Origin of the sequence: Curvibacter sp. APW13 (assembly GCF_032337135.1) — a bacterium.
In the GTDB taxonomy this organism is placed as follows: domain Bacteria; phylum Pseudomonadota; class Gammaproteobacteria; order Burkholderiales; family Burkholderiaceae_C; genus Allorhodoferax.
Genome location: NZ_JAVXZZ010000004.1, coordinates 335,485 through 353,618, shown reverse-complemented (window position 1 = coordinate 353,618; position 18,134 = coordinate 335,485). Strand labels below are relative to the sequence as shown.

Sequence of the window (18,134 nt, the reverse complement as noted above, 5' to 3'; positions counted from 1 at the left end):
CAGTGTTGCTTCAACTTCAGCGGCGTGGGTGTGCAACCTCCCCAATTTGGTTCAACCAATCTTTTCAGAGGTCAGATTACCTTGGTAACAATGAATACCCTTCTAAGCACCATAGCCCTATCGCTCGCACCGCTAGCACTCATATGGATCACTAACAACCAGCTATCTCGCACACACCACAGTGATATTCGCGGTGTGTGGTATTTCTTCAGCCTGTCGGCGGTGATTTCATTTCTACTCACCTTGTGGGCAAGAAAATCTGAGGTCGTAGACACCCACGGTGAGTTTCATGGACAGGCTGGTAACGTGCTTAGCTTCCTTTTGCAGTCTTCACTGGATGTCAAAGGCAGCTTGCTCTTGTGCGGGGCGATTGTTGTCGTAATTCTTCTCCCCCAAGTTTTGAGCTATTTGTTCAGTGGCCTTGCGGGATGCGCGTCAGCGCCCATCTTCGTGCAGGGGTCGCTCAGTTTCTTTGTTTGGGGTCTTGTCAAAACACTCAGTGTCGCTTCTGGTGTCATTTTGATAGTTCCAAGCTATGCATGGCTTGATAGTTGGAGCGACTGGTCATTCCATCAGTATCTAGGCACTCTATTGCTGTCGGAAATGCTGATTGCATTGGCTTTCAGTGTTCTTTTCCTCTACCGAAACATGGAGGGTGCATCCTCAGTGCTGAATCGGATCTATCAACACCGAGCCTTTCAGCCACTAGAAACCATTCGCCAATGGATGTCGCGTCGCGTTAGGCAACAGTAGTGAATACAGCAGAACTGAGCACAGACCGGCCGTTATCTTGTGGGGGGCGGGTATCACAGGCAGAGAGCCGAGACGAACAGCATTTGATCCGTCTGGCAATCAGCCCAGTCTGCTCGGAAGGATATCTGCAACTCAATCCTTGACTGGGCATCGGAAGCGCTCAACAAGAACGCGGCCAAATGAATGCTGAATAGACAGGCGCAGCATCTCTTAGTTCAATGAGTTCGAGAACAGGCTCTGAAAGCCTCCACTGTCTTGGCGTTCCGGACAACGCCACGCCGGACTGGGTGAGCCCGGTGTTCCGGTAAGGCTCCCCAAATGCTCTTGCGATTCAGCACCGTGGACTATAGCCTACCGGGTACGCTACTGGGTACGATTACTACCGCACCAGCAATTGCCTCCGGCCGTCAGGCTGGGGACAATGCATCCATGCCCCTACGCAGTACCCGTCGCCAACCATTCGCCCAACGCTCCCTCAGTGCGCAAAAGCGCGCCTACTGGAAAGTTCTGAACAACATCCGTAACCAGGCTCCTGTTTCGGGTGGGCGTTTCTACACCCACCACTATGTGCATGGCGACAACGGCTGGCTGGATGGCTATTTCCTGGGCCTGCGCAAACCAGTCTTCTACAACTTTGCCTTGCAGACCACCCGCTATGCCTACAAGGAGTTGGTCTGGGATCGCGCTTGGGATCTCTCCTTTGAATTGGCACCCACCGAACATGACGTTCCGATCTGGGAGGACGTCTACAAGGATCCAGCCACAGGAAGATACATCACACCCGCGAGGAAGCCCCATCGCTACCCGGAGCTCGCAGGACTGACACGCCTGAATTGGGTGCGGGCGCAACTGCCAGCCTTGGCGGACCGGGGTGACATTTGCGTTGCCGAGTGCTGGAGTCTTCACCGTGGATACCACAGCGGTATCGGTCTGCATGCAACGCTGGATGTGCCGTCGCTGACGATCGACACGGTCAATGCCTTCATTGATCGCTTCCTGGCGTCACCCACAGCCAATTGGGTAGGAACGCTCCACAGCTTTCGATACGAGCAAATTGCCAACTGGGGATTGGAGTCCAACGCGGTGCTGGAATCCTGAAAGTGCCAACTCAGCATTGTTTGTGCACATTAAACTATATGTGCGCAAAGAATCTACAACACCCCCCCCAGCAATTCAAGGACCCAGCAATGGCACGTAAACGCACGGCGGCCTTCACCGAAGTCTTTGATGGCGACCGACGCTTCCTCCGGTTCCCTTCCCACGGGCTGCGCAACACCCGGGACCTGCATACCTTGCTGCTGGAGGCAGCCTACGCATTGCAGGCGCATCCTGAATTCGATGGCGCGGACATTGCCTTGTGGGATTGCGCACTGTCCAAACGCGTTGTGCAGCAGGAGGTGGAGCAGTTCCGTGTGATCTGTCGACCAGCGATAGCGCGGCGCTTGCGTGTCCTCGATTCCAGGGTGGGTCTGCCTGAGCACAACCAGAATCCGGCGATGGGAGTGCAACCAAAGAGCGCTTTGACTCTCCCTACCCAGGCGAGCCAAGAGGCTGTGATGGCCACGCTACTGCATCGCCATGTCCGAGGGCTGCCGGGATTGACGATGGAGGCCTTGGTGGAGGAAACAGGTGCCAGCGTCCCGACGGTGTATCAGGCACTTAGGCGGTATGCGAACTGCCTGGCGCCACGCAACCGGGATGACAAGTTGATTCAGATTCAGGGGTTTTCCAGAGCGAACTGGTGGGAATGGATGGAGCGAAACAACCGTCTGTCCAGCGTCAGCTTCGTGGACAGGTCTGGCTTGCCACGCAGCGCCACCAGGTTGGCCAAAGGTCTTGCACGGCTGCAGCGTGATGATCTGGCCATTGGAGGGCTCATGGGGGCCATGCACCATTTGCCTGCGCTCGACGCTACGGCCGCGCCATTCCTGGACATCCTGGTGCACGGGACAGCACGCAGTGATTTGTCTTTCATCGAACAGATCGATCCTGGGCTCCAGCGCAGCCGCGACCCCAACGAACCGGCCCATGTCGTGGTGCATTTTGTGGATCGGCCAAGATCGCTGTTCGTGCGGGAGGACGGTCAGAATTGGGGGGCACTGGCGGACTGCATTGCGAACATGCAGCGGGCCCATCAGACGCATCAAGTTAGCGATGCAATTCGATTGACCGACAAAGGAATGTGAGTACGCAAAGTCAAACGATTGGAACCGCCAGTGCACCCGCCGTTATTCATTCAAGAGTGGCTATCCAAAGTCCACCGGCAACAACAATTTCGGTGACGTTACTCAAGACCGACATGGCAATCCAGTTCTCCTTCGAACCGAAGTATCCAGAATTCTGGGCCGGGTACGCGAGGCTCAGGCCTTGTTGATCAGAAATTCGTCTTTGCTGCGACCTGCAGCGATGGCCTCTGACATCCACTTGGGAGCTACACCGCGGCCCGTCCAGGTTTGACCGTCGCCATTGCGGTACTTGGGTTCGACCTTGACGCCAGCCAATTTAGAAAAACGCATCGACGAAGGTATCTCCGCAGCGGCCTTGCGACCTTTACGGCCAGCCTTGGGCTTGTTCTGAGCTGTCTTGAGGTCGGCAAAAGTGATGCCGAACGCTTTCATCTTGGCTTGGATGTCGGCCAGGGTGGCTGCGAACTCTTTGGACTTGATCTGCGCGGCCTTTTGTTGAAGTTCGGCGATCTGGGCTTGGAGGGAGAGAAGGGTAGTCATGGTGTGGGATTATGCGAGGGGTGGCCAGGATTGACTACCGCGGGTCGACTCGCGCTGGATGGGGTGGTTTCGATCCCTTATGGTTGGAGAACCCGATTGAGCAACGCAGCCAGCCTATGTCCTGCGACTTTCAGCCGTGCTTCCAGCGTGCCCTTGTACGAGGTGATGTACCCCACGTCAACCAACCGCCCTGGATAGAACCCATCCTGGTTCACGATGCGGCAGGACTCCTCAGCGGCAGCATCGGGCTTCCAGTCATCGGAAGTAGGTTGGTTGTTTCCAGTTTCCAGCGTGGGAAGCAGTGGCCCCTCCTGCTCTTCCAGGTACCTGATCATCCCGGAGTCCCACCACGCGTGCAGGTTCGAGCCACGCATGAAAGCTTGAAGCTGGTAGGTATTGCCTCCACGGTCTTCGGCCCATCCGGCATGTAAGGGCTGGTGAACGTCACCCACCAGGTGGACCAGATATTTCAGTGCGTTCAGGCGCTTCTCGTCATTGACATCGAACTGCAAGATGGCGGTCTGCTTCTTGATGGCTTCGACCACGCATTTGCCATCCGCGCAGTCACGCTCCTGCTGGTACTGGCAATTGCCCTTGGGGAAGTTGATGAAGTGCCAAGGCGCCGTAGCAGGACTGCGATGTTCGTCGGCCCAGGTGGAGACGGAAAGCAATGTGGCACCCGGCTCCAGTGCCAATAGGCGATTCACTTCCTTGGCAGCCTGCGGGTGTAGCTTGCTTTGGGCGATGGCGGAAATGATCTGGTGGCCTTCGGATCCCCAGGCGTGGGCGTTGAGGCTAATGGTCAGGCCCAGAGCAGCGCAGGCCAGGAGGAGAGGTGTTTTCATCGATCTGTTCATCAGCTCCTTTTAACTGGTGCAGCCACGCAGCCATTCAGCAGAGTAAGGCCACCATTTGCGCAGCATGGAACATGGCGGCATGACCTGGACACTATGCCGGATTTTCTTCTGCGGTACCTAGGCTTGGTGAAATAGCTAAAGGACTGGGACCGACCTTGACCCGTATCAGAAGTCGACAGAACAAACTTTGGACGCAATAACTGCCTTCCTGCTGGCTGGTATAGGTACTGTCGTCGTATACGCAACGTTCGGGGCTGTGCAGTAGATCGAGTAATGTGTGCTTAGTTTGCACGTTGTGGCCGCTGTCATGATGGCGCTGTAGGCCACCCCCGTGCGGCTACCCGTTTGCGCCCCAAGGTCGATGTCCAGTGAGCACTGCTGCAAGGGCAGCGTTGAAAGCTTTAGCATCCCTCCCGTATCATTGACTCATGGATCTCAAAGCCACCAAAGCCCGAATCCGCACACACGGAACGAAGCTAACGACTACCACCGGTGTCATGGGCTATATGGCGCCTGACGTGCCTACCGAGGCACTGGAAGGTCTGCGCGGCAAGCTGCTCGCAAAAGCAGTTGATTCGAAACAACAAGGTAGCTCGAATGACCAGGCGCCCGCAGTTGGTGCGGGGTGCACTCCTAAAGTGACTGATTCGATTTAAGTGGCGGAGTTTCTGACCGGCGAAACACTGCTCGCGAAACTATTCCTGTACCAGGAGGTGGACGCCGCCAATTGGCAAGAGGCCCTCACAGTAAGTAGTTGGTAGGTGACGCACGGCGAGAGCCGCCAGTTTGAATAGCAAACACTTGAACGATCCACGACGTACCGCTGCGTGGTTGGTGCAGTGTTGTTTCCGCACCCACAGTGGCTCAGTTTTGGATTGAAATCAACATCCTGGTCATCATTGTGATTACAGACATGCAGGCTCTTGCCTGAGGTGGATTGTCCGCTTACACAATGTCCTGCACACCCTCCGACCAGGCGAACTACTTAAGAGTTTCAGTTTGTTGGAAAAAGGCCCGCCGACGCGGAGGTTTACGATGAAAAAATCGAGCACTGCCGCCGATCTTTTTCGGCAGATTAGGGACTCAGCTGGCTCAGGCTATCTCAACCGCGCCCATCAACGCAGCTTCTCGCTCAATGTGTTCCAGATGAATGCCTTGGAACTCATTGAGGCCACTCAAAGGGTCAAGGACCCTGATCAGGGCATAGTCTTGATGATGGAGAAGAACCGGGAAGCCGGGCGCCAAGCCCATCGTGAACTTAACCGTCACGTTCACAACTTTGCCTCATCCGCCATGACCCTTGTTGAGCACACACGAGTCTTCATGAGGAAGCATTACGCAGAAACCGACCTCTATGCCACCTACGAAAAGCAAGTGACGGCGACTTTTGCGCAATCGCCTGTAGCGCAGTTCGTACAAGGCCTTCGCAATTACATGCTGCACAGAGGTCTGCCCAGCTCCAGTATGTTTATGAAATTCGCGACCGATCCGGGCGCAACGGATGGTTCTGGCACGGCGGAAGCCGGTGTGCACTATGACACCGCTTCGCTTCTTGATTGGGATGGCTGGAAGCCCGTGGCGCGCACTTACCTGGAACAGGCAGGGGAACATCTAGACCTCCACGAGTCCGCTCAAGAGTACCTGACGCTTGTCAACCAATTCCACGGATGGCTAGATGCAAGTCTTGCGGCACATCATCGGTCAGACCTTCAAGAACTCGACCAGCTTCAGGCGCAGCTCCAAGCGATTAGCCCGACGAGAGAACTTATCTCAGCTGCAACGGTAGAAGCGCTTGACGCCGCCATTGTCGAGCCCTTTGAATTCACCTTGATTCAAACCACAGAGCTCATTCAAATTTCCTCTGGCCTGCGCGAAAAGATTCGAGAACTTCACTTTCCGCAGGCTCATCAAGGGTTCCCGACTGAAAGGCCAACCACCACGATTACGGATCGCGAGTTGGCCGGCCCCATCACCTTCTGGGGGCAGGAGGCGAGCGGCGAGACAGCCTTCATGTTCATCCACCATGAAGGCAGATCCTATGGCCTATCGGAGGGCGATTATGAGTCCCTGGAGGGACTGATCGACACCGTCATGAGATCAACTTGGGCTCGCGCCAGCCTAAGCCGTAAGTTCGTCGAAAAGTCCTTCTGGGATTGGGCCAGACAACGATTTGGCGCGGAGGGGCCTCCCTTTCACGAGGCCCTGATATCGGCGGCACGGGAGTGTGTCACGAAGGTCGAAGTCTGGGCACCGATCGCCAACATGGAGGTCGAACAGGGTTTCGACTTCGGCCCTGTCCGCATCGAATCAATTACTGCGGGCGTAATGGAGAGTTTTCGTAGCAGGGTGTCCTCAATTCGAACGGAACATGCCCAAGAAGTTAGCCAACTATTCGAGGAGTTGAAGCGTGAGCTCCAGGGTTTTGCCGCCGTGGTTCTCTCCATGAAAGCTGAACCTGCAGTCGCACAGGAGCGAGCGTTGCGGATTGCTCAAGACGCGGTGGGTTTGCTACGTTTTTTCGCTCCAGCCGCGCCCAGGTCGTATCTCTTCAACCCCGTAGCACTCATGGGCGCGGAGTATCTTCCAACATCGAAGCTGATTGTGCTGGGCGAGGGCAGCTTTCTTCTCAATCAAGGTATTCTGCCGAAACAGGTGGGGCACTGGCGCTTACCTATGCAGCAAATTTCGGAACTTAAGTCAGGCCTGTTGGACACCGCGGCCTCGCTTGTGATGCCAGAGGGCCTGAGCGAATTTGCCTTGGCTGTGCGAGCAAGCCTCCTAACATACAGCAAAGGCACCACCTTGGTGGACCCGCTAGATCGCCTTCGAAACAGTCTCTCTGCCATTGAAGGCGTTCTTCTCAGACACGATATGGAGCCACGGGCGCACAGCGTCGCTAATCGGATGAGCTTCCTTCTTGCACGCAGAGGGGCTGATCGCGAAGCCATTAAGCAGATCGTCCAGAAAGTCTATTGGCTGCGGGGGGTGCCCAAGCTGATGGAGCAAGGCCGGCGAGAGGACGAGTTGATCACTGTCTTTACGTCCTACGCTTATGATGTTCTTCGTTTGGCACTTGGCAACACCCCGACATTCAGCTCGAGGGTTCAGTTCGTGATCGAAATTGACAGGGTTGGTCTTTCTACCAACTAGTGAATCTACCTGTGATTTGTATTCATTGTCGAGACTGGCATCAGTCTTTCATCAAAGGCGGCGATAGGCTGGTCTGAGTCACTCGCGCTCAGCGGCTGGTGTGGCTGCAGCGACCAATACCGGACTTTCGACTGACAGCGGCTCGCATGGCCGCTGTAGCTCCGAGACCGGGCATTCGGTGTGGTGATGGCAAACCGGCCATGAACGACCGGTTCGGTGCGGACCGTACAGACGCTACCGACCCATAGCTGTCGCAGATTGGCGAGGAAAGCAGCCACTCAACGTTGGAGGTAAGGGGCGCGGTGCCGGCTTGCCGGCGGAGCGTCCCTCTTGACCGAAGAATTAGGCATTCACCACCTCTTTTGCTTGTGCCTCAGCCAAAAACCGGCAACGAAGGACGCGCTCAACTATGAGCTTGGCATCTGAAGTTGCATCGGATAGCACCTTTTGATCCAAACTGCCCTCGTGGACTAAAGTGCTCCGATGGTCGTATATCTTTACCGCATTTTTTGCTGCGTCTTGCGCATCTGAATTTCCAGCAGAGCTCAATACACCGAGCACGAGCGCACGAATTTGGCTTCGAATAGAGCTTTCTTGCTTAAATAAGAGTTCTCGCGACAATGAATCCAGCGCACTTAGGCGCTCGTTATCTCCACTCAGCTCCGATTTGGCTTCCTCAACTTCTTCATGCCACTTTTTTAGCAGGCCCAGAACTGGCTCAGTCCTTTGTATCGGAGACGATAGTGCCTCAAGTGCCATAACAAGCGTAAGGAAGCGCGCATTTTTAGAGGTCTCACTGAAATAGGCGGAATATAGTTCGAGGGCGACCTGAAGTTTCGAATCCGCCAAAGGTTTGGCTGGTGCAGAGAACCGAGAGTGTTCGTCCAGTAGTTGGAACAATCTCACAGCAGGGGTGCCAACGGTAATCGTTGCATCGCCCATGGTAAGCGCGCGAAGTTGCTTTTCGGTCGGGAAAACAACCGGCCTGCTTCCGTCAATCAACCCATCGACAGGTCCATCAATATTTGTTTTAAAACTTCGAGACAGATTGGCTGCGGCGGCAAGCGGATCTTCACAGTAGGCAACGTTAGATAACTCGACTGTCGCGGAAGGGGCTAGGTTTGCATTCAACAAAACCCACTTCAAGCCCGCCCAAAGACATGTGATGGCGCTGAGTGCTTGGTCTTCAGATACAAAACCATCTATGTTCAAGGCATACCAATTTCCAGACTTAGAGAGTCGATATCGTCCATCCGAGATTTCAATGAAATCTTTTCCATCCCCAATTGCTTGGCCTTCAGCGAGTCTAAACGGGAAGCGCAACGTGTACATGAGAGACGAAGTAATGTCTAACGTAGAAGTGACCAGTCTGCGCGGCTTTTCGCGCAGGCCCGCTTGACTGCCGGGTTAGCCCCTTCACTTCTTGCACTGCCAGACATACACACTTCCCTTTGTGGCTGTACCGACGGTTGAATGGACTACCGTTATGAGTTCAGTTTTTAGGCGGCGAGCCCAGCCGTTGAATGTTGTTTGGGGGACTCGATCGCCGAAGTCGGGGAAATGAGTATTCAGGTCGGCGTTAGTCAACATGCCTTCGTGGTTTGCAAGAACTCGGCTGAAGAGACTGGAAAATGCAACGCGTTGCTGCTCTTGCTGTGGTGCTTGTGGATGCGGCACGTCAAACAACGCTGTTAATGCAGAAGTAGTGCCACCCAAGACAACAAAATTGGCGCAGAGATTACCCGTGGCGGAGAACGCCACTCGAACGGCATCTTCGACGATGGCTTGACGTGTGGCGGCAACGGCAACACTCTCTCCCGGCCACTTTAGTTCGATTGCTCCATACCAGCCCTTCGCTCCAGCCTTCTTGCCGAGAACCGCAATATCAATTCGCTTCTTGGTGTTCGTTGGCCAGTTTGTTGGCCGTGCTGCGGTGTTCGGCACAAACGCGCGTTGGGCGCTAATCATACGGACAAGCTCAACGCGTGCTGCATCCTCTCCAACCTGATGCTCCAAATTTTGGGCGGCTAGTTGTTGGAACCACCCGCCAAGCCCGGCGGCAATTCGTTCGGCAAACTCGGTACGTGTCATAGGTGCCTCGTGAGGGGGCTAACGTTTGAGCTGAGCCGCGAGCAGCGGCTGGGCACGGAAGGCCCAGAATGAAATGAGGGCCTGAAGTGGCCAGGCGTTGCGAGTCGGCTCGAGCGCCCGGTTAGGTTGCATTTTTGAGCCTTGCTATTGCACCGACCTGTGTCCCGACGCCCCGCAATTGCAATATGAAGTGATCAACTTCTGCGGGGACCGTGTCAATTTGAATGATCGCGGACTCGGCAGCATCCTTCCATCCACCCGGCGTCATGAACACCGAAACTTCCGCGGATAAATGCCCGCTTGAATCCTTGCAGCGGAAGGTAATTTTTGCGCCACCGTAGCCAGGCAAATTGTTCCCGCCGAACGCCACAGTCCTCAGATCATTTGGACTGGCAGGGAATCCCTCAAGCAGCGTAGCCAGGTCAGGCAACTCATTGAAGCCTGCGTAGAAATTTGAACTCCCAGCGAAATTTTCGCTAGCGGCCGAAAGGCGCAACTCGATCATGTCGCTGTCAAACCAGACGAGTTGTATTTCAAGCATCGGAGCGATCGACGGCATTTAGTTCTGCAACCTAACGTAATGTAGACGGCAAAACCCGGTGGATACATCCCGAACCCACCGATACATCTTTTGGAAAAAAAGCTGGAAACCCGCTTGAACATTGGGCCAGCGGCCTGTATGTTGTATAAATATACAGGTATAAATTTTCCATGAAACCCGGCACTCCCTTGTTGCAGTCAACCCGCCTTCTTGACTAGGTGCGCGAGCGGGTTTGCTATATGCACTATAGCCTCAAAACCGAAAAGGCTGACCTGTACTGGGCCAGGGTTTTCGTCCGATGAATTGATGGCGCGTGGGTAGGGATGACCGCTTTGCGGTGCGGTAGACGTGAGTCCGCTATTGGCCCGGAGTGTGCGTACGTAGCGGCGCCTCAAAGCAGACATTCAGCCACCAGGGCCTCTTAGCCAAAAAGTCGGCTTACGGTGTACCACGGCTACACCCGTTCCGGGCCCTTAGCGGTCGTCGATCTAGGCTAGCTTTGAAGCTCAATGGTCTCTGTTGATTCCGGGATGATTCAGGTTGAGGTTCGCCCCAGTGATTTTTTTCCAGAATGCGCGTATTCTTCAGTCAGTATTCGCTGTTAACCCCAACTGCGCCGCTGGAGGAGTCTTTTTCATGAAGCTTGCACATTTCTTCTCCTTGGGTATCGTCAGCTTGGGACTAGTTGCCTGTGGCCAATCCAGCGGGCCAAGCGTGAGCACTTCCACTGCGCCCGCTGCGACAGCCACCGTAGCTCCTGCGGTCAAAAAAGTCGGATTAGTCATGAAGACGCTGACCAACCCCTTCTTCATTGAAATGGAAAAGGGAGCGCGTCGTGCCGAGCAGGAGCTGGGCGTCAGCTTGGAAGTCAAAACCGCCGCGCAGGAAACCTCCATTGAGCAGCAAATCCAACTCGTCAACGACCTCATTTCGGCCAAGGTTGACGCCATCGTTATCGCTCCCGGGGACTCGCAAAGCCTGGTTCCCATACTCAAAAAGGCGGCTGATGCTGGCATCAAGATCGTCAACATTGACAATCGTCTCGACCCCGCCACCGTTAAACAAGCCGGCATGGCGGACGTGCCATTCGTCAGCGTCAATAACGACCAAGGTGCCTATAAGGCAGGTAAATTTTTGGCCGAGGGCGTTACGGCCCCGACTAAGGCGGGCATCCTCGAGGGAATCCGCAGCGCTGACAACGCCCGTCAGCGCATGGAAGGGGCCAAGCGAGCCCTACTGGAAAACAAGCAGATCAAGGTAGTGGCGTCCGAAACGGCCAATTGGAAGATTGACGAGGCCTACTCTGTGACCAAAGCGATGCTTGCCAAGCATCCCGATATCACTTTGATCTTCGCCGCAAACGACATGATGGCCTTGGGTGCGACCAAATACCTGCAAGAGGTTGGTAAAAACAAAGTAAAAGTCGCTGGGTACGATGCGCTTTCCGAAGCCATTGCGGAAATTAAGGCCGGCAAGCTGTCTGCCACAGTAGACCAGCAGGCCGCGGAACAAGGATACCAAGGCGTAACCCTGGCGGTGCGCTTGATAAAAGGCGAAACGGTGCCCGGTGAGACTGTGATCGACACTCGCCTAGTGACCGCGGCGGAAGCCAAGTAATCTGTAAGGGCGTGGTCTAGCCCCATGCAATGGCCTCGCCTGAATATCACTGCCAAGCTGTTGGGCTACTTGTTGGTGGTCGGCATCGTGCCACTTGTGGGGTTGGGCATTGGGGGGCTCGAACTCACGCGGCGAGTGGTACTTGAACAAGTCAGCTCCGAAGATCGAAAGGTCGTTGGCGGCTTCGCTTCTTATCTCAGCCAGTACTTTGACCAGATTGACGATCTGGCCACCAATATCGCAGGCAACGAGGCCATCGGTAACTCCCTTCGCAAGGCGGACAGCGGCAATGTCGGGGGCTTTGATGCGCTCAACTTGCGTGCACAGGTGGGCTACACGCTCAGTGGCTATGTCCGTGTCAAAGGGCTGGTGTCACTGGATCTATTTTCCGTTGGCGGATCGCGTTTTCATGTAGGTGATACGCTGGACGTGGACTCGTCAAGTCCAAAATTGGCCAGCGACTTACTGCGCGAGACGGACTCCGCACTCTCCTTCTCGCGCTGGCGGGGGATTGGAGCAAACATCAACCCAACCTCACGATACACACAGGTCAATACGGTGCTGCGCGCTATACGCCACTTTTCGCCTGAGACGGGGAAAAGTGATTTGGTGGGCGTGCTAGTCATTAGCTTGAGCGACAGCATCATGGCTGAATACCTTCGCCGAGTCCCCTTGCCCCAAGGCCAGACGCTGATGCAGGTTGATAAAGAAGGGCGCGTGGTTTTGCATTCCGATGTTGCTCAGGTCGGTAGCAAGCTGTCTCAAGGACTATTCGATTTGATCCGCCAGAGCAAGGGAACGCAAGAATTTCGGTTGGATGGAATTGACGTGTTAATGGATACGGTGGTCTTCGAGTCGGGCCAGGGCTATGCCGTCATGGTGACACCGCGAAAACAGGTGACCGCGGCTCTGGATACGCTCACCGGATGGATCATCGCATTGGTCAGTTGCGGGCTGTTATTGGTGGGGGCGTTGACGCTGTACTTCACGCGTTCGATGGTGGCCCCGATTCGATCCGTGTCATTGGGCTTTGCTCGACTCAGCGCGAACCCGGAAGCGGAACATCTGCCACTGCCTAAGCCGGAAACCGGCGACGAAATCAGTCAGTTGGTCGAAGGCTACAACAGCCATCTGCAGACGCTCCGTGAGCAGCACGAGGCCAACCTGGCTTTGATCCAGGCGCGACACTTGGCTGAAGATGCCAACCGGGCGAAGAGTGAATTCCTGGCAAATATGAGCCATGAGATCCGCACACCCATGAATGCCATCTTGGGAATGCTCAAGTTACTGCAGACCACTGTGCTCGATTCACGTCAAGCCGACTATGTGGTGAAGACTGAAGGTGCTGCCAAATCCTTGCTTGGACTACTGAATGACATCCTTGACTTCAGCAAGGTTGAGGCGGGTCAGATGACGTTGGATCCGCACCCAATTGACCTCGACAGAATGTTGAGAGACGTTGAAGTGGTTCTTTCGGCGAATCTGGGTAAGAAGTCGGTGAACCTGCGTTTCGATGTGGCTGATTCCGTGCCACGCTCCCTACTGGTCGATGATTTGCGGTTGCAGCAGGTACTCATCAACCTAGGGGGCAACGCCATCAAGTTCACCGAAAAGGGGGAGGTGGTTCTGTCGGTAGAGCTTATCGAACAGTCGGATTCTGAAGCCCAACTGCGCTTCATGGTGCGCGATACCGGCATAGGAATCGCACCCGAGCAACATGCCAAGATCTTCAGCGCGTTTTCCCAAGCCGAATCAAGCACTACGCGCCGGTTTGGCGGGACAGGACTGGGGCTATCTATCTCTCGAAGATTGGTTGCGCTTCTAGGAGGAGAGTTGGAGTTGCGCAGCCAATTAGGTGAAGGCAGCGAATTCTCTTTTGCTTTGCGGTTACCTAAGGTTCACAGCAGCGATATTGGCGCTGCAGCGACGACCGCCAGTGCACATGAATGCCAATCAAGGGTACGGCGCCTGGATGGGCTACGTGTGTTGCTGGTGGAGGACAACAAGATCAATCAGACGGTTGCTGAAGGGCTTTTAAGTTCCGAGGGTGCACTGGTGAGCTTGGCTGATGACGGTCGGATGGGCGTTGACATGATCTCCAAGGCACAGCCACCGTTCGACATCGTCCTAATGGATGTGCAGATGCCTGTGATGGACGGCTATGCAGCCACACGGAAAATTCGGCATGAACTTGGTATGTCCCAAGTGCCCATCATCGCCATGACGGCCAATGTAATGGCCTCCGACCGCGAGGCTGCCCGGGAAGCCGGTATGAACGACCATGTCGGAAAGCCATTTGATTTGGATCACTTGGTGAATGTCCTGTGTCAATACACTGGTCGAGTGGCCGCGCCCACCGATGTTACGGATTCGGGATTTGCGCTGATCCCCTTGCCGGGTAAGTCACAAGATTCACAGGTCGTCTCGACAGAAGAACTGGATTTGGTCAGTGCGCTTCAGCGTATGGGTGGCGATCGCGAGATCTTGCGCACAGTGTTGGCTTCTTTTGCTGATGATTTGACTGGGACACCAAATCAAGTAAATGAACTGTTGCGATCTGGAGCCATAGGTGACGCTATTCGTTCGCTGCACACGCTCAAAGGTCTTGCTGCCACCGTTGGTGCGAATCATCTCTCACGGGAAGCAGCTCAGATGGAGCGCGCCGTCAAACAAGGAATTCACCCCGATCAACATCAGTCCTTAGTGCTGCGACTGCAGCGGGAGATCGATAACGCCTCTACAGCTATACGAGATGTCTTGAATAATTTCGCAGTGGATAGCGTTTCCTCAGCATGCGCTAGTGAAGAAGATTCATTGGAGAACATTAGAGGCGCACTTACGACACTGATTGCTTTGTTGAATGCACAAGACCTCCAGGCCTTGAAAGGCTTTGCGGACTTGCGTCAACGTTATGGAGCATTACTGGGCGAAAACCTACATCCACTGGAGGAGGCCATGGCCAATTTTGACTTCGCCGCGGCGGCAGCCTTATGTGAGCATTGTCGTGATCGGCTTCATCCTTAATGCGACATCGGTAACGCGTTGACGATGCTCTACTGCAAACTGGGTGGGTTTTCGTAGGCTTTTGAAAGGCTCCAGCAACCGAACTAATGCGATGCCTGTTTTTTTGAGCAACGACTGGTGCCCCACGTCAATACTGGCTGTGGCGAGCATTTCTTGCAGTTATCCACTCAGTTAATCACTGTCGGTGTGGACAAGCACTAATGAGCGCTCTTAGGCGCCGACTTCGAAGTCTCCAACTTCCGCTTTGGGTCGATTGCCGATTGGCTGCTACGTCCCTTCATGTGGGATGTATACCGACCATCGAATTTGCCTGAAAGGTGTGCGCGCGGCAACTGCAAAAATCCAAGAAACTCCGCAAACAACAATATTTGCCAACAGCCTTTTTGACTTACGATGTCGAATCATCAAATCGCCAGTCATTCATACAAAAATGTCAAAAACCATACTGATTGTTGATGATTCCGCTAGCCTACGCCAGGTTGTTCGGATGGCACTACAGGCCGCTGGGCACACCGTACTTGAGGCCGGGGATGGAAAAGCTGCACTGGCAATGCTTGATGGTCGCACCGTGGATATGGCTGTATGTGACGTCAACATGCCGGTGTTGAATGGCATCGAATTCGTGAAAGCTGTGAAGGCTTTGCCGGCGTATAAATTTATGCCCGTGCTCATGCTCACGACCGAAAGTTCTGATAAGCATAAAGAAGCAGGCAAGGCTGCTGGAGCGAAGGCCTGGATGACAAAACCATTCATCCCTACGCAATTGGTGAATGCCGTAAACAAGCTCTGTCCGTAGGTTCTGAGAGTTCTGCGTTGCCATCCCGCCGCAAATGCGCTCAAACTCAGCTCTCCTAAAAAGGCTTGCCTACGTTGAGTTTGGATTGCTCAAATTGGGTCTTGGTCTCGCTCCTTTGGGTTCGGCCCTGTTAATTGAATCAGACCATGACCTCTACTGACTTGACCGCAAACCTTGCTCAGCAGAAAAATGGGCTCACTCTTGCTGAGATGGGTAGTCTGCTAGAGCACATGCTCAATGGTGTGGCCTATTGCCGCATGCTCTTTGTGGACGGAAAAGCGGATGACTTTGAGTACATCTACACGAACCCCGCTTTTCACACACAAACCGGTCTGGGGAAAGTGCAAGGGAAGTTGGTAAGCGAAGTCATCCCCGGTTTGCGCGAATCCGATGCATCATTGTTCGAAATCTACGGGCGCGTTGCAAAAGGTGGTACCCCGGAGTCGTTTGTCTTGTTTATAGAGGGACTGCAACAGTGGTTTTCGGTATCGGTCTACTGCCCGCAAATCGGTTACTTTGTTGCACTGTTTGACGTTGTCACCGACCGCAAGAACGCTGAACGTGAACTGGAAGACCGTGCAACCCAACTCCGCTTTGTTCTGGAGGGATCTGATCTTGGTTTTTGGGACTGGAACATAGCCGCTAACACGGTGATACGCAATGAGCGCTGGGCAACGATGTTGGGCTATACCCACTTGGAAATACAGCAGACTACCCAGCAATGGTCAGATTTCGTTCACCCCGAGGACAGGGAGCGCGCCTGGCAGTCGATATTCGATGTTGTCGATGGGCGGGCCGAATCGCACAAAGCTGAGTACCGGATGTTGCACAAGAACGGCAGTCATCGCTGGATACTTGACCAAGCACGCGTCATGCAACGCGACAGCAAAGGCAAAGCCCTTCGGATGTGCGGCACCCATACCGACATTACTGAGCGCAAGATTATGGAGGAAGAGCTTCGCAGGCAGGCCCACTTCGACTATCTCACTGGGGTTTTCAATCGCCGCCACTTTATGGAACAGGCGGAGAAAGAGTTGCACCGTGCAATTCGGTATGGGAATGCGCTGTCATTCCTCATGCTCGACATTGATCACTTTAAGCAGATCAACGATCGTTTTGGACACAAAGTGGGTGATCAAGTCCTAAAGGGGCTCGCAAGTTTGTGCAGCACAACCCTGCGCGACATTGACTTGTTTGGACGTCTTGGGGGCGAGGAGTTTGCAGTGCTATTGCCCCAAACAGACCAAGACACGGCAGTCGAGGTGGCAGAGCGCTTGCGCCAAGTTATTGGCAACGCAAATGTGTCCCTGGAAGGCAATCTGAACGTGCAGTTCCAAGTCTCTATCGGGGTGTCTTCACTAAGGTCAAAAGAAGACACGATCGACGCGTTGCTCAACAAGGCCGACAAGGCTTTGTATGAAGCGAAGAACACTGGGCGCAACCGCGTCTGTGTATTTACCAGTTCCTAGCTGCCACCGCCCCAATCAAAGTGGTATTTTGTGTCGTCTACGACCGGCAGCTTTATGGAACAAACTATGGATCAGCGAATGTCCGAGGTGGGTCGGTCGCCCGTATTTACCCTCGCCGTCAGCAGACATCCGCGACGTGTGGTGAGCCTAGGCGGCACCTAAGTCACCTGTTCACTTTATAAACGTCGTCCAGTAGGCAGAAGCGCGGCCTCCCCGATGACCGCTCTGCGACAGATAGCGTAACCAGACCGCGCATCCGTGAATGGCAGCAACCGCTGCACACCTGCCGGTCGACCAGGTGATGTCATAGAGCGCTCTCGATCGGCAGCAGTCTTTCGCGTCCGTATAGAGTGAGACTGCTCAAAAACAAAGCATAGGTCGCAATCCCGCACCAGTGCGTGCCTCAAGCGAGTTCTCCCCCAGTTATCCACACTATTGCGCACAGCCTGCGTGGATAAGTGTTGTCAGTGTTCACGGTTACGTCTCTCTAGAATTCAGCGGCCGAAGGCTCCAAAGCAAAACAGCCGTCGGACAAGGACGGCTGTTTGAGGGACTACCACCCTTTGGCGGTTTGCTTGAGCTTACTTCTTGACCGGTACTTCCGGCTCAGCAGCCTTCACTGGCTTGGTGGCCTTCTCAGCCTTAGCCTTATCGTGAGCGGCCTTGGCTTCAGCATGCTTCGCCTTGGCTTCTTCACGTTTGGCCTTCAACTCTTCATGCTTTGCCTTCGCGGCTTCAGCCTTGGCCTTGTGGGCCTCTTCACGCTTTTCCTTGGCAGCGTCTGCAGGCTTGGCTGCAGCGGTGGCAGCAGTCGCAGCGGGTGCAGTGGTTGCAGGAGTCGCTGGCGCTTGGGCAAATGCACCAAAGGTGGAAATTACCAGAGCAGTAGCGATAAGCGATTGTTTCAACATTTCAGTCTTTACAGGTCATGGCGATGTTGCCATGAGCCTATAACCATCGAGGTGTCGAAGTCGTTTACGCGCGCAAGGTAAATCAATGTAAAGGCCTCCCAGCAATCGACCTCACACCACAGTCCCATAAAGAAAAAACCCGGCACAGTGGCCGGGTCAAACCAGCAAGGCGCTGGCCGCGCCAGGGAGGAGAGCGCGG

Annotated in this window: 15 protein-coding genes; 9 read left to right on the top strand and 6 right to left on the bottom strand. The window is 54.5% G+C overall.

From position 1 onward, the window contains the following. Window positions 1-90 precede the first annotated feature (90 nt). From RQP54_RS17450 to RQP54_RS17440, 3 genes are all read left to right on the top strand, one after another. The gene (locus RQP54_RS17450) at window positions 91-753 is read left to right on the top strand and encodes a hypothetical protein (protein WP_315679708.1); all 663 of its coding nucleotides are present in this window, start codon (window positions 91-93) and stop codon (window positions 751-753) included. A gap of 429 nt (window positions 754-1,182) precedes the next feature. After that, a complete protein-coding gene (locus RQP54_RS17445; protein WP_315679707.1) occupies window positions 1,183-1,851 on the top strand; it encodes a hypothetical protein in 669 nt (222 codons plus the stop codon). Window positions 1,852-1,853: 2 nt separating this feature from the next. Continuing rightward, window positions 1,854-2,939, top strand: a complete 1,086-nt coding sequence (locus RQP54_RS17440; protein WP_315679706.1) for a hypothetical protein — start codon at window positions 1,854-1,856, stop codon at window positions 2,937-2,939. Between the two features lie 174 nt (window positions 2,940-3,113). Here RQP54_RS17440 and RQP54_RS17435 read toward each other — a convergent pair whose 3' ends face one another. Together RQP54_RS17435 and RQP54_RS17430 are read right to left on the bottom strand one after the other, a co-directional pair. Further along, complete coding sequence (locus RQP54_RS17435) at window positions 3,114-3,479, bottom strand: H-NS histone family protein (protein ID WP_315679705.1); 366 nt, start codon at window positions 3,477-3,479, stop codon at window positions 3,114-3,116. Window positions 3,480-3,556: 77 nt separating this feature from the next. Beyond that, window positions 3,557-4,324: a S1/P1 nuclease gene (locus RQP54_RS17430; RefSeq protein ID WP_315679704.1), complete on the bottom strand. Its 768-nt coding sequence runs from the start codon at window positions 4,322-4,324 to the stop codon at window positions 3,557-3,559. 440 nt (window positions 4,325-4,764) lie between these two features. On the opposite strand from RQP54_RS17430, the gene RQP54_RS17425 reads away from it, so the two are divergent. Both RQP54_RS17425 and RQP54_RS17420 read left to right on the top strand, forming a co-directional pair. Continuing rightward, the gene (locus tag RQP54_RS17425) at window positions 4,765-4,992 is read left to right on the top strand and encodes a hypothetical protein (protein WP_315679703.1); all 228 of its coding nucleotides are present in this window, start codon (window positions 4,765-4,767) and stop codon (window positions 4,990-4,992) included. Window positions 4,993-5,371: 379 nt separating this feature from the next. Continuing rightward, a complete protein-coding gene (locus RQP54_RS17420) occupies window positions 5,372-7,486 on the top strand; it encodes a hypothetical protein (RefSeq protein WP_315679702.1) in 2,115 nt (704 codons plus the stop codon). A 342-nt stretch (window positions 7,487-7,828) separates the two neighbouring features. Here RQP54_RS17420 and RQP54_RS17415 read toward each other — a convergent pair whose 3' ends face one another. The 3 genes from RQP54_RS17415 to RQP54_RS17405 form a co-directional block, all read right to left on the bottom strand. After that, entirely contained in the window at window positions 7,829-8,818 is a 990-nt protein-coding gene (locus RQP54_RS17415) for a HEPN domain-containing protein (protein WP_315679701.1), read from the bottom strand. An 84-nt stretch (window positions 8,819-8,902) separates the two neighbouring features. Further along, window positions 8,903-9,577 (bottom strand): hypothetical protein, encoded by a 675-nt coding sequence (locus tag RQP54_RS17410; protein WP_315679700.1) that lies wholly within the window; start codon window positions 9,575-9,577, stop codon window positions 8,903-8,905. Between the two features lie 121 nt (window positions 9,578-9,698). Next, window positions 9,699-10,136 (bottom strand): hypothetical protein, encoded by a 438-nt coding sequence (locus tag RQP54_RS17405; protein WP_315679699.1) that lies wholly within the window; start codon window positions 10,134-10,136, stop codon window positions 9,699-9,701. A gap of 618 nt (window positions 10,137-10,754) precedes the next feature. On the opposite strand from RQP54_RS17405, the gene RQP54_RS17400 reads away from it, so the two are divergent. The 4 genes from RQP54_RS17400 (at window position 10,755) to RQP54_RS17385 (ending at window position 17,024) form a co-directional block, all read left to right on the top strand. After that, window positions 10,755-11,735, top strand: coding sequence for a substrate-binding domain-containing protein (locus tag RQP54_RS17400; RefSeq protein WP_315679698.1), 981 nt, complete (start codon window positions 10,755-10,757; stop codon window positions 11,733-11,735). A gap of 24 nt (window positions 11,736-11,759) precedes the next feature. After that, window positions 11,760-14,759, top strand: a complete 3,000-nt coding sequence (locus tag RQP54_RS17395) for a hybrid sensor histidine kinase/response regulator (RefSeq protein ID WP_315679697.1) — start codon at window positions 11,760-11,762, stop codon at window positions 14,757-14,759. Between the two features lie 286 nt (window positions 14,760-15,045). Continuing rightward, a complete protein-coding gene (locus RQP54_RS17390; RefSeq protein WP_315679696.1) occupies window positions 15,046-15,555 on the top strand; it encodes a response regulator in 510 nt (169 codons plus the stop codon). Window positions 15,556-15,701: 146 nt separating this feature from the next. Then, window positions 15,702-17,024, top strand: a complete 1,323-nt coding sequence (locus tag RQP54_RS17385; RefSeq protein ID WP_315679695.1) for a diguanylate cyclase — start codon at window positions 15,702-15,704, stop codon at window positions 17,022-17,024. Between the two features lie 581 nt (window positions 17,025-17,605). Here RQP54_RS17385 and RQP54_RS17380 read toward each other — a convergent pair. Continuing rightward, a complete protein-coding gene (locus tag RQP54_RS17380) occupies window positions 17,606-17,935 on the bottom strand; it encodes a hypothetical protein (RefSeq protein ID WP_315679694.1) in 330 nt (109 codons plus the stop codon). Window positions 17,936-18,134: the final 199 nt, after the last annotated feature.

Bases quoted from the DNA above. Each gene is read 5' to 3' on its own strand.
- RQP54_RS17450 (WP_315679708.1), top strand. From the start codon at position 91: ATGAATACCCTTCTAAGCACCATAGCCCTATCGCTCGCACCGCTAGCA.
- RQP54_RS17445 (WP_315679707.1), top strand. From the start codon at position 1,183: ATGCCCCTACGCAGTACCCGTCGCCAACCATTCGCCCAACGCTCCCTC.
- RQP54_RS17435 (WP_315679705.1), bottom strand. From the start codon at position 3,479: ATGACTACCCTTCTCTCCCTCCAAGCCCAGATCGCCGAACTTCAACAA.
- RQP54_RS17430 (WP_315679704.1), bottom strand. From the start codon at position 4,324: ATGAAAACACCTCTCCTCCTGGCCTGCGCTGCTCTGGGCCTGACCATT.
- RQP54_RS17425 (WP_315679703.1), top strand. From the start codon at position 4,765: ATGGATCTCAAAGCCACCAAAGCCCGAATCCGCACACACGGAACGAAG.
- RQP54_RS17420 (WP_315679702.1), top strand. From the start codon at position 5,372: ATGAAAAAATCGAGCACTGCCGCCGATCTTTTTCGGCAGATTAGGGAC.
- RQP54_RS17415 (WP_315679701.1), bottom strand. From the start codon at position 8,818: ATGTACACGTTGCGCTTCCCGTTTAGACTCGCTGAAGGCCAAGCAATT.
- RQP54_RS17410 (WP_315679700.1), bottom strand. From the start codon at position 9,577: ATGACACGTACCGAGTTTGCCGAACGAATTGCCGCCGGGCTTGGCGGG.
- RQP54_RS17405 (WP_315679699.1), bottom strand. From the start codon at position 10,136: ATGCCGTCGATCGCTCCGATGCTTGAAATACAACTCGTCTGGTTTGAC.
- RQP54_RS17400 (WP_315679698.1), top strand. From the start codon at position 10,755: ATGAAGCTTGCACATTTCTTCTCCTTGGGTATCGTCAGCTTGGGACTA.
- RQP54_RS17395 (WP_315679697.1), top strand. From the start codon at position 11,760: ATGCAATGGCCTCGCCTGAATATCACTGCCAAGCTGTTGGGCTACTTG.
- RQP54_RS17390 (WP_315679696.1), top strand. From the start codon at position 15,046: ATGTATACCGACCATCGAATTTGCCTGAAAGGTGTGCGCGCGGCAACT.
- RQP54_RS17385 (WP_315679695.1), top strand. From the start codon at position 15,702: ATGACCTCTACTGACTTGACCGCAAACCTTGCTCAGCAGAAAAATGGG.
- RQP54_RS17380 (WP_315679694.1), bottom strand. From the start codon at position 17,935: ATGTTGAAACAATCGCTTATCGCTACTGCTCTGGTAATTTCCACCTTT.